The organism is Mycobacterium hackensackense (assembly GCF_025822555.1).
Lineage (GTDB): Bacteria > Actinomycetota > Actinomycetes > Mycobacteriales > Mycobacteriaceae > Mycobacterium > Mycobacterium fluoranthenivorans.
In genome coordinates, this window is the sequence record NZ_JACKUC010000030.1 from 1713776 (window position 1) to 1727565 (window position 13790).

General features: G+C 66.8%; 12 protein-coding genes. 11 read left to right on the forward strand and 1 reads right to left on the reverse strand.

The window, feature by feature from the left end; translation table 11 throughout:
- From H7J86_RS17725 to H7J86_RS17775, 11 genes are all read left to right on the forward strand, one after another.
- Positions 1-1068, forward strand: coding sequence for a polysaccharide deacetylase family protein (locus tag H7J86_RS17725; RefSeq protein WP_443677656.1), 1068 nt, complete (start codon positions 1-3; stop codon positions 1066-1068).
- Positions 1055-1963 (forward strand): hypothetical protein, encoded by a 909-nt coding sequence (locus H7J86_RS17730; RefSeq protein WP_267292384.1) that lies wholly within the window; start codon positions 1055-1057, stop codon positions 1961-1963. Before H7J86_RS17725 ends, H7J86_RS17730 begins: the two co-directional genes overlap by 14 nt.
- A 3-nt stretch (positions 1964-1966) precedes the next feature.
- The gene (locus tag H7J86_RS17735; protein ID WP_267292385.1) at positions 1967-3538 is read left to right on the forward strand and encodes an acyl-CoA ligase (AMP-forming), exosortase A system-associated; all 1572 of its coding nucleotides are present in this window, start codon (positions 1967-1969) and stop codon (positions 3536-3538) included.
- Positions 3535-4761, forward strand: coding sequence for a pyridoxal-dependent decarboxylase, exosortase A system-associated (locus H7J86_RS17740; protein ID WP_267292386.1), 1227 nt, complete (start codon positions 3535-3537; stop codon positions 4759-4761). The genes H7J86_RS17735 and H7J86_RS17740 overlap by 4 nt, the downstream gene beginning before the upstream one ends.
- Positions 4762-4791: 30 nt before the next feature.
- Positions 4792-5085, forward strand: a complete 294-nt coding sequence (locus tag H7J86_RS17745) for an acyl carrier protein (protein ID WP_167163269.1) — start codon at positions 4792-4794, stop codon at positions 5083-5085.
- A 6-nt stretch (positions 5086-5091) separates the two neighbouring features.
- Positions 5092-6327 carry a glycosyltransferase gene (locus H7J86_RS17750; RefSeq protein ID WP_267292387.1) on the forward strand — a complete coding sequence of 412 codons (1236 nt, stop codon included), beginning with the start codon at positions 5092-5094 and terminating at the stop codon, positions 6325-6327.
- Complete coding sequence (locus H7J86_RS17755) at positions 6320-7855, forward strand: lipopolysaccharide biosynthesis protein (RefSeq protein WP_267292388.1); 1536 nt, start codon at positions 6320-6322, stop codon at positions 7853-7855. Before H7J86_RS17750 ends, H7J86_RS17755 begins: the two co-directional genes overlap by 8 nt.
- Positions 7856-8102: 247 nt before the next feature.
- Positions 8103-9326 carry a hypothetical protein gene (locus H7J86_RS17760; RefSeq protein ID WP_267292389.1) on the forward strand — a complete coding sequence of 408 codons (1224 nt, stop codon included), beginning with the start codon at positions 8103-8105 and terminating at the stop codon, positions 9324-9326.
- A gap of 26 nt (positions 9327-9352) precedes the next feature.
- Positions 9353-10147: a polysaccharide lyase family 20 protein gene (locus H7J86_RS17765; protein ID WP_187097093.1), complete on the forward strand. Its 795-nt coding sequence runs from the start codon at positions 9353-9355 to the stop codon at positions 10145-10147.
- Positions 10131-10727 carry a YdcF family protein gene (locus H7J86_RS17770; RefSeq protein WP_267292390.1) on the forward strand — a complete coding sequence of 199 codons (597 nt, stop codon included), beginning with the start codon at positions 10131-10133 and terminating at the stop codon, positions 10725-10727. Before H7J86_RS17765 ends, H7J86_RS17770 begins: the two co-directional genes overlap by 17 nt.
- A gap of 9 nt (positions 10728-10736) precedes the next feature.
- Entirely contained in the window at positions 10737-11915 is a 1179-nt protein-coding gene (locus tag H7J86_RS17775) for a glycosyltransferase family 2 protein (protein WP_267292391.1), read from the forward strand.
- Between the two features lie 8 nt (positions 11916-11923).
- Here the strand turns inward: H7J86_RS17775 and asnB are convergent, their stop codons facing one another.
- Positions 11924-13783, reverse strand: a complete 1860-nt coding sequence (gene asnB, locus H7J86_RS17780; protein WP_267292392.1) for an asparagine synthase (glutamine-hydrolyzing) — start codon at positions 13781-13783, stop codon at positions 11924-11926.
- Positions 13784-13790 lie beyond the last annotated feature (7 nt).

The window sequence follows — 13790 nt, forward strand, 5'->3', positions numbered from 1 at the left end:
ATGACGATGACCAGAACGAGGGATGTGGCGGCTCGGCTGCTGTGCGCGCTCGGAGTGCCGAGGTACGCGCGGTGGAAGCACTCACGCCAACTGGCGATTCTGATGTTCCACGGGGTGCAGGACGAGCCGTTGTGTCCGCCCTGCGACTGGGTGATCGACACTGCGGCGCTGCGGCGTCACCTGGGTTACGTTCGCCGGCACTTCACTGTTCTCCCGCTGGAGGAGGCGCTGGAGCGGCTGCGCGACGGGACGCTGCCCCACCGGGCAGCGGCGGTGACCTTCGACGACGGCACACGTAACCTGCTGACCAACGCCGCGCCTGTGTTGCGTGATCTCGAGTTGCCCGCGGCGGTGTTTCTGGCGACCGGGCCGATGGGGACGGCCGAATTGCTGTGGCCGGACCAGCTGTGGCACGCCTTTGCGCAGACGGCCAGGACGGAGGTCGACCTCACGGCGCAGGGGCTGGGCATTCGATCGCTGCGCACCGACGGCGACCGCACCCGGACTCGTGAGGAGATCACCCAGCGTTTGAAGGAGGTGCCCGATGCCCAACGGCTGGCGGAGGTCGAGTCCCTGGTCGCCGCCCTGGGACAGGACTCCGATGCGCACGGCGGGCCGTTCCAGCTGCTGTCCTGGAACGAGGCGTGTGCGTTGGCCGATGACGCGCCGGTCACTCTGTATCCGCATTCGGTGACCCACCCGATCCTGTCGCGCTGCGATGACGACAAGGTGGATCAGGAGATCTCGGAATCATGCCGGGCGGTCGAGATCAACTCCGGCCGGGCGCCGAGGATCTTCGCCTACCCCAACGGCAGGACGCAGGACTTCGACGACCGGGCGAAAGCGGCGCTGCGCCGCAACGGTATCCGATGGGCGTTGGCGACCACCGACGGATTCGCCGATGCCGATTCGGACCCGTTGGCGCTGCCCCGCATGGGGTTCGCGGCACACCAGTCGTTCGCGGTGTTCAAGCTGAAGGTGTCCGGCTTCGCGCCGCGACCGCGCCGACGCACTTCTGTCGGTGCGCGACCGGCGCAGAACAAGGTGAGTACCGATGTCGGCGTCTGACGGTCACGGGTCGGCACTGCGGATGGGTGCATTGGTTGAGCCCGCCGTGGAACTGGGGCCGATCACCGTCGCGGATCTGCCGGAGGTGGCCCAGTTCCTACACGATCAGCTCGACCCGCGGGTACCCGTGGAGTGCTGGTCCGCGCAGATCATTCCGACGTGGTCGGTGGACCAGCCCAACCACGGTTTCCTGCTTCGGTGCGGCGCCGAGGTGGTCGGTGCCCATCTGGCCTTCTATTCTGATCGGCGGATCGACGGCAGAACAGAGCGTTTCTGCAATCTGGCGGCATGGTGTGTGGCGCAGCCGTACCGATCGCACGGTGTGCGTCTGTTGCGCGCACTGCTGCGCCAGCAGGGGTATCACTTCACCGATCTGTCCCCGTCGATCGATGTGCAGGCGCTGAACACCCGGCTCGGCTTCGTTGCGCTGGACACGTCCACGGTGGTCGTCCCCAACGTGCCCTGGCCCGTCCGTTCCGACGGTGTCCGGGTGTTGTCGCACTTCCCGGACATCAAGAAGAGCCTTCGCGCAGAGGATCTCTCGGTGTATCTCGATCATGCCGGCGCGGCCGCAGTGCAGCATGCCGTCATCGTGCGCGGAACGCAGACCTGTCACGTGATGTTCCGGCGTGTCCGGCGGAAGAACCTGCCGTTGTTCGCGGCACTCGTCCATGTCAGCAACCAGAGGTTGTTCAGGGAAACCGGCCGCCACCTGTTCGGCCATCTCCTGCTGCACCATGGCCTACCGGCAACGCTCATCGAATCGCATGTCGTCGATGCGCGCTTCACCGGGTCGGTGCAGGTGTCGGGCAGGGCGAAGATGTACCGCAGCGACACCCTGCGGGCAGACCAAATCGACTATCTCTACAGCGAACTCACGAGTATGCGGTGGTGACTGATGCGAACCAATGTGCACCATCTGATCGAGCACCGCGCCCGATCGCACCCCGCGGCGCCGGCGCTGACGGTCAAGAACCAGACCATCGGCTACGGCGAGTTGTGGACCTTGATCCGAGGTACGGCGGCCGGATTGTCGTCCCTCGGTGTGACTGCCGAGCAGCGGGTGGCCGTCTATCTCGACAAGCGGGTCGAGACCGTGGCTGCGGTGTTCGGGGCGTCCGCGGCGGGTTGCGTGTTCGTACCGGTGAATCCGCTGCTGCGATCCGCGCAAGTGCGGCACATCCTGGTCGACTGCGCTGTCACGGTGCTGGTGACCACACCGGAGCGGTGGGCGCTGCTTCGGGCTGATCTGGAGACATGCCCGGACCTGGAGCACGTCGTCGTGGTCGGTGCGCTGCCGGACGACCCGCCGCCCTGCAGGTATGCGATGCACTCCTGGGCCGGCCTGTGCACAGCCCGGCGGCACGACCTGGCGCCCGCCGCGAGGATCGATCTCGACATGGCCGCGATCTTCTACACGTCGGGGAGCACCGGAAGGCCGAAAGGTGTGGTGCTGAGCCATCGCAACCTGATCGCCGGTGCCGAGAGCGTCGCACAGTACCTGGGCAATTCGGCCGATGACGTGATTCTCGCCGTGTTGCCGTTGAGTTTCGACGCCGGCTTCAGTCAGTTGACGACCGCATTCAGTGCGGGTGCCCACGTGGTGTTGATGGACTACCTGCTCCCCGGCGATGTGCCGCGGTTGTGTGCGCAGCACGGCGTCACCGGGCTCACCTGCGTCCCGCCGCTGTGGGTACAGATCGCCGAGCAGAAGTGGCCGCCGCAGGCCATCCGCTCCCTGCGGTATTTCGCCAACACCGGGGGCCGGATGCCCAAGCCCACGCTGGACAAGCTGCGCGCGGTCTTCCCCGATGCGCGGCCGTATCTCATGTACGGCCTGACCGAGGCGTTCCGGTCGACCTACCTCGATCCGGCCGAACTGGATCGCCGGCCCGGCTCCATCGGTAAAGCCATCCCCGGTGTGCAGATATTGGTTGTCCGGCCGGACGACTCGTTGTGCGACCCGGGCGAGGAAGGTGAGCTGGTGCACCGTGGCGCGCTCGTCGCACTCGGTTACTGGAACGACCCGGCGCGCACCGCGGAGCGGTTCCGTCCGGTACCGCGGCGGGAAATGCCTTGGCGCGCAGCAGAGCTGGCGGTGTGGTCGGGTGACAACGTGATCGCCGACGAGGACGGTTTCCTGTATTTCGTCGGGCGCCGGGACGAGATGATCAAGACGTCCGGCTATCGTGTGAGCCCGACCGAGATCGAAGATGTCGTGTATGAGACGGGCCGGGTCCGGGACGCCGTCGCCCTCGGTGTCGACGACGAGGACCTGGGCCAGCGGATCCGGCTGGTGGTGACCCCGGCGACGGCCGGCCGGTTCGATACGGATGCGCTGATCGGCGAACTGAGCAAGCGGGTTCCGCGATACATGGTGCCCTCATCGGTCTCGGTGCGGGCGGAGATCCCGCGCTCACCCAACGGCAAGTTCGATCGCGCGCGCCTGCGTGAGGAACTCGGACCGTGACCGAGCACCCGACCATCGCCACCTTCGGCACCGCCGACGGTCAGTTGACAGTCGGTGGAATGACGTTGCAGCGACTGGCCGCCCGAGTGGGAACCACGCCGTTCTTCGCCTATGACCGGGCCCTGCTCACCGCGCGGGTCGAGCGGCTGCGCGCGGCGCTACCGAAGGGGATCCACCTGAGTTACGCCGTCAAGGCCAACCCGATGCCCGCCGTCGTCCAACACCTTGCCGGCCTGGTGGACGCGATGGATGTGGCGTCGACAGGGGAGATGGCGACGGTCCTGGATACCGTCCTGCCGGCGGAACGGGTGAGCTTCGCCGGGCCCGGCAAGACCGAGGCCGAGATCGAGAAGGCGGTCGCCGCCGGCGTCACCATCGAGATGGAGTCGGCGACCGAAGTCGATCGGGTGGTGAAAATCGGTGACCGACTGGGCTTTCGCCCCAGGGTCGCATTGCGGGTCAATCCGGACTTCCGGGTGAAGGGATCGGGTATGCGCATGGGTGGCGGCCCGCAGCAGTTCGGTGTCGACGTGGAACAGGTGCCGCACCTGCTGGCCCGCCTGGTCGCGGCCGAGGTGGACTTCCTCGGCTTCCACGTCTTCGCCGGATCCCAGAACCTCGACGCGGCGATTCTGGGTGAAGCCCAGCGCCGCACCGTCGATCTCATCGTGGCGCTGGCCGAGCGGCTTCCCGCGCCCATCCGCTACGTCAACCTCGGCGGCGGTTTCGGTATCCCCTACTTCGCCAAGGACATCCCCGTCGACCTGGACGCCATCGGAGCGAATCTGGCCGAACTGATGGCGACCCGGATCGCCGCGAACCTGCCGGAGGCAGCGGTCGTGGTCGAGCTCGGCCGCTATCTCGTCGGAGAATGCGGGATCTACGTGACCCGCGTGGTCGACCGCAAACATTCACGTGGACGCGACTACCTGGTGGTGGACGGTGGGATGCACCACCAGTTGGCGGCGTCGGGCAATTTCGGTCAGGTGATCCGCAGGAACTACCCGATCGCCGTCGGTAACCGGATGGACGAGCCAACGGCGGGCGCCGTCACCGTCGTCGGCTGCCTGTGTACCCCGTTGGACCTGCTCGGCGACGAGGTCGCGCTCCCACCTGCCGATATCGGCGACCTGATCGTGCTGTTCCAGGCCGGAGCGTATGGCCTGACCGCAAGCCCGACAGCGTTTCTCGGCCACCCGCATCCGGCCGAGGTGCTCGTCTAGCCACCACAGAGCGATGAAAAGGAGAACAGGATGGAGTACAGCTCGGCGACCCTCGACAGCGTCACCGCGGTCATCGTCAGCACACTGGGCATCCAGGACCGGGCCGACACGCTGACGGCCTCCACGCCGTTGTTCGGCGGTATGCCCGAACTCGATTCGATGGCCGTGGTCGCGTTGGCCGTTGCGCTGGAACGAGAGTTCGGGTTCGAGATCGACGACGAGGACTTCAGGGGCGAGGTGTTCGAGACGATCGGCACGCTCGCCGGCTTCGTCGAGGAACAGGCCCGAAACCCCGCGCAACTGCCCTCGGCGGGAGCGAGGTAGGTCGTCGTGACAACCCTGGTGCTCGCCTCGACGCGGGTGGACACGCTGCACAGCGGCTACGACCTGCGGGTGGCACAGCTGTGCGCGCTGGTTCCCGACGAGCTGCACCTGGTGGTCGCACCGCATTACCCGCTGCCGGCCCGCACGCCCACGATGGACACCTCGGCACTGTTCGCCAGCGTGACCGAGTGTCCGCCGATTCTCACCGGGTCGCAGGCTCTGCGCAGGCATCTGCGGCTGGACAATCACCACTACCTACGCATGAGCAGGCCGCGCGAGGCCGCCGCCACGCGCCGCCTGCTGTCGGCCGTGGTGGCCGAACGCGACGTCCGCCGCGTCATCGTATTCGGCGAGAGCCTCGTCGAGCTGGTGCGCGATATTCCGTCCTGCTCGATGGTGCTCGACGTCTGTGACAGCACCGCGCTGACGCAGAGCCGTGCCTTCGCGCACGCGGGTGGCTTTCGTGCTGGCCGCAACTGGCGCGACGCTCTCGACCTGTACCGGGCCCGTCGTACCGAAGCCCGGCTGCCCGCGCTGTTCGACGCGGTGACCACGGTGGGTGACATGGACACCGCCGAGATCGTCAAGCGCAGCGGTACCGCAGCCAACGTGTTCACGGTGCCCAACGGTGTCGACGACGCCTTCCTGGCACCCATGCCCCCACCGGCGCAGCGGCAGGGGGTGGTGTTCTGGGGCAACCTGGATTTCGAGCCGAACGCGCACGCGCTGAGCTACTTCTTCGACGAGGTGTGGTTTCCCGCGCTGCGGGCCGCCGGGGTGGAGGTGGCGGTGATGGGCCGAAACGCGCCGGCGTGGCTGGCGGCGCTGGCCGAACGGGAGCCACTGGTCCGGGTGACGGGTTTCGTGGCCGATCTGCGCGCGGAGGCGTCCCGGTATCCGGTGATGGTCAATCCGATGCAGACCGGGAGTGGGCTCAAGAACAAGGTGCTGGAGGCATTCGGGCTGGGGATCGCGGTCGTGTCGACGGCACGTGGCGTCGAAGCGCTGCCCGGCGTGCGCCACTGCGAGCATCTGGTCGTCGCGGACGGCGGTGCCGAGTTCGTGACCGCGGTGCTGGGTCTGCTCGACGATCCGGCGCGACGGCTGAGGTTGCGGGCGAATGCCAACGCACTGCTGCACGAGCACTATCCCTGGCACGTCACCGGTCGTCCGTGGCAGGCCCTGTTCGGGAAGACGGAGGCAAACGCGAAAGCCGTTGCCGGACAGGGGGAGAGTGCCTAGTCCGGCCGGCGCGGACACCGGCGCGCCCGTGACGGGCGTGCCGGGCTCATCGGTGGGCCCACTGTCGGGCACACTGCGTCGCGGGGCCGCCATCGCGACCGGAATGCTGGTCTTCACCCAGTTGGTAGCGCTGGTGCAGACCCTGGTGCTGGCGCGATTGCTCTCACCGGCCGAGGTCGGCTGGTTCGCCGCCGGCACGGTGCTGTCGGGCTTTCTCACCACCTTTGCCGAGGCCGGTATGTCCAATGCGCTGGTGCAGCGCGAAGGCCGGCTCGCCGATGTCGCCACCACCGTCTTCTGGGCGACGCTGCTCGCCGGCGTGGGTTGGGCGGCGGTGGCCTTGGCGAGTGCCCCTCTGATCGCGTGGATCTTCTCCAGTGACATCGTGGGAGCGATCGCCGCGGTGTCGGCGGGAACGATCGTCCTGCACGCACTCACCTATGTGCCGGACGCGCTCATGCAGCGCCGTTTCGATTTCCGGGAACGGCTGATCGTCCGTCCCGTCGTGGCGCTGACCTTCGCCGGGACGTCGATCATTCTGTGTGTCAATGGTTTCGGGGTGTGGGGGCTGGTCATCGGAACCTACTGCTCGACGGTGGCGTGGCTGGGCACCGCGTGGGTGTTGGCCGGCTGGCGTCCAGGTGCGGACGGCGGTAAGCCGTCGTTCGCGCTGTGGCGGGAACTGGCCAGGTTCTCACTGCCTCTGGTGGTCTGGACCGTCGTCAATCGGGCCCGGGACCTGTTGGAGACGGCGGTGGTCGGCGGTGCGCTGAGCGCTACCGCGCTCGGGTACTACCGCTACGGCCGGCGGCTCGGATCGCTGCCCGAGACGGCGGTCATCGACGCCGGCTCATATGTGTTGTTCCCGGCCTTCTCCCGGTTGGCCGGAGATCCCGAGCGATTCCGGTCGGCGTTCCTGCGTGCCCTCGGGCTGCTGTGGGGCCTGATGGTCCCGGTGGCGGGTTTCGTGATCGCCGCGGGTGAACCGGCGGTGACCGTGCTGCTCGGCGAGAAGTGGCGAGGGGCGGGCGTGATGCTGGTGGCTCTCGCGGGAATCGGGCCGGGGGTGGCGCTGATGGCCGTCGGAATGGAGTCGATCAAAGGGGCGGGCCGGACCCACCTGCTCAACTGGGTGACGCTGTTCACCAGTGTGCTGGGGATCTGCCTGCTGTTCGCGCTGTTGCCCCTCGGGCTGACGGGAGTCGGTCTGGCGCTGTCGTTGTCGTCCGTGGTCGCCGGCGTGCTCAGCCTGCTGCTCGCCCGGCCTCAGGCTGGGGTGACCTTCGGTGAGCTGACCGCCCGACTGGGGCCGCCGGTCCTGGTGGCAGCGCCTGCGGCCATCGCGCTCGGCCTTCTCGAGCACCTGGTGAGCCACTCCGATCAACGCGGCTTCCTGGCGGGTGTGGCGATCCTGGTGGGCGAGGGTGTCGGTTACCTGGTGCTCTACGCGGCCGGTCTGGCGTTGTTCGCACCCGCAGCGTGGCGTGAACTGTCGGCCGTGGTGCGGCAGGTGCGTCATGCCGGGTGAATCGTGCGCACAGCCTGGGGGCGGAGGTGTACTCCAGTTGGGATGACAAAAGGTGGTGCCACAGAAGGGTATTCATCGAACGAACTCGTTCGGATGTCTCTTCTTGGTGCGGTTATCTTGTGAATATCATTGGTGCCGTGCTCAATTAGACAAAAGATAACGTCGGCGGGATTCATTGACACCGTCGTCTACCGAGACCTAGCCTGAATATGCAAGCAATTCAGGCGATTCCGAGGGGTGATCGCACATGCGAGCTAGAAGAGAACTCATTCGTTCGCGCCCGGCGGGTCGCCGGGAGATCGCGGGGCTGCTCGTCTTCGGTGTCGGGGTCTCGACGTGGGCGCTGTTTCCTTCGACGGTCGAGTCCGGACTCGCGATCGGGCTCCCCGATCGTTCGGCATCACCTGCCGCCGGTATCACCTCGATGCACGGGGCGGTGGTCGACGATACGTTCGATGCCTCGCGGACAGCCGAATTCGGGTTGATGAATGCCAGGATATCGTCGTGGCAGCCGGCCGCGGCCGAATTGGAGACGCAGCCCTATCCGAGTGCGGTGGTCGATGTCGGACCCCTTCCGGTGCGGGCGAAGCTGCAAGCCCTGCTGATGTTGTTGAGTTTCCACTCGGCCGACGCGGAACAAACGATGCTGGAGACGAAACTCCAAGCCCTGTTGGCGATGCCGGACTCCGTGTTGGAGCAGGTGATGGGCCACCCGGATCTGGCGGACCTGAACAGAATGCTCGACGGCGTGTTCGTGGGCACCTCTGATCTCTCCGACGTCACGACGGAGTTGGACAAGATCGTCGTGACCCCGGTGCCGGCGCCGTCCGGGAAGGTCGAGGTGATCGAAATCAATGGTGCCGCCGCATTCGTCGTACACACGCCCACCGCGCGGATGCGCACCCCGGACGGTTCCGATCCGCCGGCCCCCGAGGCCGCACCGCCGGCCGCTGCGGTGACGGTGGTGGTGCTCGCCCCGGTGCCGCCGCCGCCGACGGTCTCGGTCATGTCAGCCTTCATGGCGACACCGGCGATCCAACCCCTCCCGGCGCCCGCGCCGCCGGATCCCGTCACCCCCGCCACCCCCACGATATCCGCCATGACGATGGTGCTGCCGACCAGTGAAATGGCGCCGTCACCACAGGTTTCGGAGCAGGTGCCGGCACTCACGGCCGCGACGGTGGCCCCGGAGCCGCCGTCGGTCCCACCGACCAGCGCGACACCACCATCCCAGGACATCATGTCGACGGGCAACAAGTTCGAGCCGGGCGATACGGTGGCCGGCTCGTCGAGTGCCGGCGGTTCCGCAACCGAGCATGCCCAGCCGTCTGCCACGGCGACGCCCGAGCCGAGCGCAACGCAGACCGGTGGGACGACCAGCACGCAAGGACCGGCAGAGCCAGTCGGCCCCTCGTCTTCTGCCCAGGTGGACAACGACGGCACCGGGGCCTCGGGGGAGACAAGCCCCTGACTCATCAATCGACTCACGGAGGCGTCATGCGCTTACTCGTTTCGTCCGTTGTCCTCGGGCTGGCACTGTGGACAGCGCCGGGTGCGCTCGCGGCCGGGGCGCTGTTCACCGGCGACTACGCCACCGGCGATTTCGCCCAGTGGCCCACGGTGCAGGTGCGCGGTTACAACGGTGCCGGAAAAGACTACGTACCAGGGTATTCGGCGCGCATCGTCGACGATCCCACCAAGGGGAGGGTGGCTCGCTTCGAGGTTCGTCCCGGGGACGTACCCCCGTTCGGCGGTGGCGAACGCGCCGAGGTGCAGGGCGACACCCCCGATGCCGGCGGCTCGGAAGGGCAGACCCGCTGGTATCGATTCTCGACCAAGTTCGACCAGACGTTCCCGATGAATCACGGCGACCTTGGTTGGGGGGTGACCAACCAGTGGCACCAAGACGGTAGTGCGGGGAGCCCGCCGATCAGTTGGACGGTGGACTCGCGCAACGGCTTCTGGTCGCTGACGATCGAGGATCAATCCGCGCCGGGCGTCTGGCTGGGCACCTTCTCCATCTTCGACACCCCGCTCGATGTCGGGCAGTGGCATGACGTGACGATGCAGATAAATTGGTCGGCATCGGACGACAAAGGCTGGATCAGGTTATGGCACAACGGAACAAGGCAGACGTTCGTCAACGGTGCCGACACCTATTTCGTCCGCACGCTGATACCTGGTGACGCTGCCGTGTATTACAAGGAGGGGATGTATCGCAAGCCCACCACCTCCACCGATATCGTCTACCACACCGGCTTCCGGGCGGCCGACAGTGCAGACGGCCTGTAGCGGCGCGGCCCGGGCTGCCGTCCCGCCGCAGCTGGTACCGCGGCGCCGCCGGTGGCGCGGCATTGTCCGGACCCTGGCGTATCTGCCGGCGGCGATCGTCGTCGCCGGACTGCCGGTGTACGTGCACCCGCAGATCGACCGATTGCGCACCGCGGATGCGATTCTCGTGCTGGGCGGGTATGGGGCACAGCGCTATGCCTACGGCCGTGAGCTCCAGGCACAAGGATGGGCACCGACCCTGGTGGTGTCCAGCCCGGACGATGCCGATGACGACACGATTCACCGCTGCGGGGCCGCGATCGAGGGACCGAGGGTGTTGTGCTTCGATCCGGATCCGGGCACCACCAAGGGCGAAGGGCGGGAGCTGCGCCGGTTGGCAGCGCAATATGGTTGGCACACTGTCATCGTGGTGACCTTCCGCCCCCACATCTCGCGGGCCCGATTCATTCTCGAGCAGTGCTTCGGCGGTGACCTTGTGATGGTGGACAGCCCGGCGCGGATACCCTTGCCGAGGTGGGCATTCGAGTACGCCTACCAGAGCGCGGGGTACGCCCGCGCGGTCCTGCAGCCTGGTTGTTGAGTAGGCGACGTGCGGGACAAGGTGTTCGGGCGGGTCGCCAGATCGACCGGATCGGAGCTCGCAGCGACATTCGCCGCGGATGTGTTCGAGACGCTGCTCTCCGCCGGATTCGCTGCCAAGAAGTTGATGCGGCGATCGTGGGACGACGGAGCCGTCCTCGATCCGGAGAGCTGTATTTCGACGGTGCGGCCTCGCGCGGTGCCGAGGTGTCACCCTGAACTGGTATCGGGACCCGACGACCTGGATGCGTCGATCATCGTCCCCGCGTACAACGCTGAATCCCACGTGAAGGAATGCCTGGACTCCGCCATTGCCCAAGCCACGAACTATCGTTACGAGATCCTGGTGGTCGACGACGGCTCCGGTGACGGCACCCCCGCAATCTTGGATGGCTATCGGGATCACAAGGACCTCACCGTCATTCGCACGCTGAACGCAGGGGTGGCAACCGCCAGAAACCATGCCATCGCCGCGGCCCGGGGCCGGTACCTGGTGTTCCTCGACAGCGACGATCGACTCGCGACGAACAGTGTCGAGTTACTCCTGGGCGCGGCGGAACGCGAGCAGGCCGATATCGTCCAGGGAGGTTACGACGTCATCGACACCGCTGGAGGCGTGATCGAACGCGTTCGGTACAAAGCCTGCAGCCAACCCAGACTCGACGAACGTATGACGCGTACCTCGGGATACCCGTGGGGTAAAGCGATCCGGAGAACTCTGTTCGAGAAGGTTCGGTTTCCGGACGGCATGGACTTCGAGGACACGATCTTCGCGCTGGTGATCTTTCCGCTGTGCGGACGCTACGTGGCGCTGAGCGAGTCTGTGTACGACTATCGCGACAATCCGTGCGGAATCACGCGGAAGCTCGTGGGCCGACAATCCGCGCTGGATGCGTATTGGCTCGTTCCCCTCCTCCTCGAACAACGTGAACGTCTCGCGATGCCGGTCGACGCGAACCTGTTCAACAAAGTGCAGAACCAGTTCGGACAACTGCTCTGGGCCCGATTGTCGGGCCAGGATTCCCGAATCAAACAGGCTACGTTTCTTGCGGCATGTGCCGTCGTCAACGACTTGAGAAGCCGGGTCGAGATGACCGCAGAGACGCTGGAATACCCGAATCTCGATTTCATCTTCCGCGAGCGCCGCTATGACTTGTGGTCATATGCGGGGAGATACGGGTTGCAGTAGGACCCGGGTCACCGATCGAATATGAGGCTCGCGGGCTCGGCGCCGTCGAGAAACAGCCGTGCCCAGACGTCGAGCGTGAGCACGCTCCACAGTTCTTTGCCGAAGTCGTAGTGACCGGACCGGTGCAGGGCGAGGGCGCGCCGGACCCGCTCCGGATCCACCAGGGGGTCGGGCCGCGCTTGCGGGCCGAAGGTCAATCGCTCCAGTACGTCTCCGAGACTCCCTCGGAACCACGGTGCCACCGGGACCGCGAAGCCGATCTTCGTGCGGGACAGCAGTGTTGCGGGCAGCCGCCGGCGGGCGATCTCGCGGATGACGATCTTGGTACTTCTGGGTGTGGCCTTGAGAGAGGCGGGCAGCCGGGCCGCGTACTCGGCCAGCTGGTGATCCAGGAGCGGCATCCGTCCTTCGACCGATGCCGCCATCGTCATCTTGTCCCCGCGAATGAGCAGATTGTCGGCCAGATAGGTGTGGACGTCGAGCGCGAGCATGCGGTCCAAAGGGCCCAGCCCGGTACCGATTTCGGATAGTGCCGAGTCCAGCGGTCGCAGGTCCGCTGCGTGCAGGCCGGCCGAGCGGTCGGCGCCGAACCAGGCCGGCCATCGCTGCGCAGGCGCCGCAGTCGCCAGGGCTTCGACGGCCAATCTGGCCCGCCGCGACAGCCGGTGCCAGCCGGCCAGTCGGTGCAGCTGCCCCGCACCTATCGCGGCGCGTGCGGGTCGACCGGCTCGGTCCAGGAGTGCGTCGACCCGGTATTTCGGGTACCCGCCGAACAACTCGTCGCCGCCCTCCCCCGAGAGCACCACCGTGACGTGCTCGCGTGCCATCCGCGACAGCGCCAGCAGGGGGATCTCCGAAGGCTCGGCGAGCGGTTCGTCACGGTGCCAGACTGCGGCAGGCAGGAGCCGGAGGAACTCGTCGGGGCCGAGGCGGGTCTCGTGATGAACGGTGTGGAAGGAATGTGCCGTGGCGCGGGCGGCCGCCAGTTCATCGCCGGCCCAGCTCTCGTCGAATCCGAAGGAGAAGGTGCGCACGGGCTCGTCCGAGAGCTCCGACATGAACGACAGCACGGTCGAGGAGTCGAGGCCGCCGGACAGGAAACACCCCAGGGGGACGTCACTCACGAGGCGTCGCGCGACGGCGGTGCGCATCAAGTCTTCGACCTCGTCGGCTGCTTGGACAACGGTGATCGCCGGCTTGGGCTCATAGCGCAACTGCCACCAGCGTTCGACGGCGAATCCGTCATCGCCGACGACGAACTTGTGCCCCGGGGGGAGCTGGCGCACCGACCGAAAGAGGGTGCGGGGGGCCGGGACGTAGCGCAGGGCCAGGTAGTCCTGCAAGGCGGCGTCGTCGACATCCGCCGAGACGCCCGCGGCCAGCACCGCCTTGATCTCCGATCCGAACACCACCTCGCCTGCCTCGCGTGAGTAGTAGAGCGGCTTCTTGCCGAAGCGATCCCGGGCGACCAGGAGCCGGCGGCGGTTCTCGTCCCAGAGTGCCAAGGCGAACATGCCGACGAGGCGGTGCAGGACTTCGTCCCCCCATTGTTCGTAACCGTGCACGAGAACCTCGGTGTCGGAACGGGTGGCGAAATGATGTCCGTGGCGTTCCAGCTCTGTCCGCAGCTCGCGGAAGTTGTAGATCTCGCCGTTGAACACGACCGCAACCGAGCCGTCCTCATTGAAGATCGGTTGGTCACCGCCGGCGAGGTCGATGACGGCCAGTCGGCGCATCCCGAGGACGAGTCCCGGCCGCTGCAGGCGGCCTTCGCCGTCGGGGCCGCGATGCACGATCGCATCCAGCATCCGGTCCAGGCGAGCGGAAGCCCGATCGGACGTACTGCTGATGCCGCAGATGCCGCACATCAGCCCA

What these genes read in the sequence shown, in the direction of transcription:
- H7J86_RS17765 (WP_187097093.1), top strand. Translation starts at nt 9,353, where the DNA reads ATGCGCTTACTCGTTTCGTCCGTTGTCCTCGGGCTGGCACTGTGGACA.
- H7J86_RS17725 (WP_443677656.1), top strand. Translation starts at nt 1, where the DNA reads ATGACGATGACCAGAACGAGGGATGTGGCGGCTCGGCTGCTGTGCGCG.
- H7J86_RS17745 (WP_167163269.1), top strand. Translation starts at nt 4,792, where the DNA reads ATGGAGTACAGCTCGGCGACCCTCGACAGCGTCACCGCGGTCATCGTC.
- asnB (WP_267292392.1), bottom strand. Translation starts at nt 13,783, where the DNA reads ATGTGCGGCATCTGCGGCATCAGCAGTACGTCCGATCGGGCTTCCGCT.
- H7J86_RS17760 (WP_267292389.1), top strand. Translation starts at nt 8,103, where the DNA reads ATGCGAGCTAGAAGAGAACTCATTCGTTCGCGCCCGGCGGGTCGCCGG.
- H7J86_RS17730 (WP_267292384.1), top strand. Translation starts at nt 1,055, where the DNA reads ATGTCGGCGTCTGACGGTCACGGGTCGGCACTGCGGATGGGTGCATTG.
- H7J86_RS17735 (WP_267292385.1), top strand. Translation starts at nt 1,967, where the DNA reads ATGCGAACCAATGTGCACCATCTGATCGAGCACCGCGCCCGATCGCAC.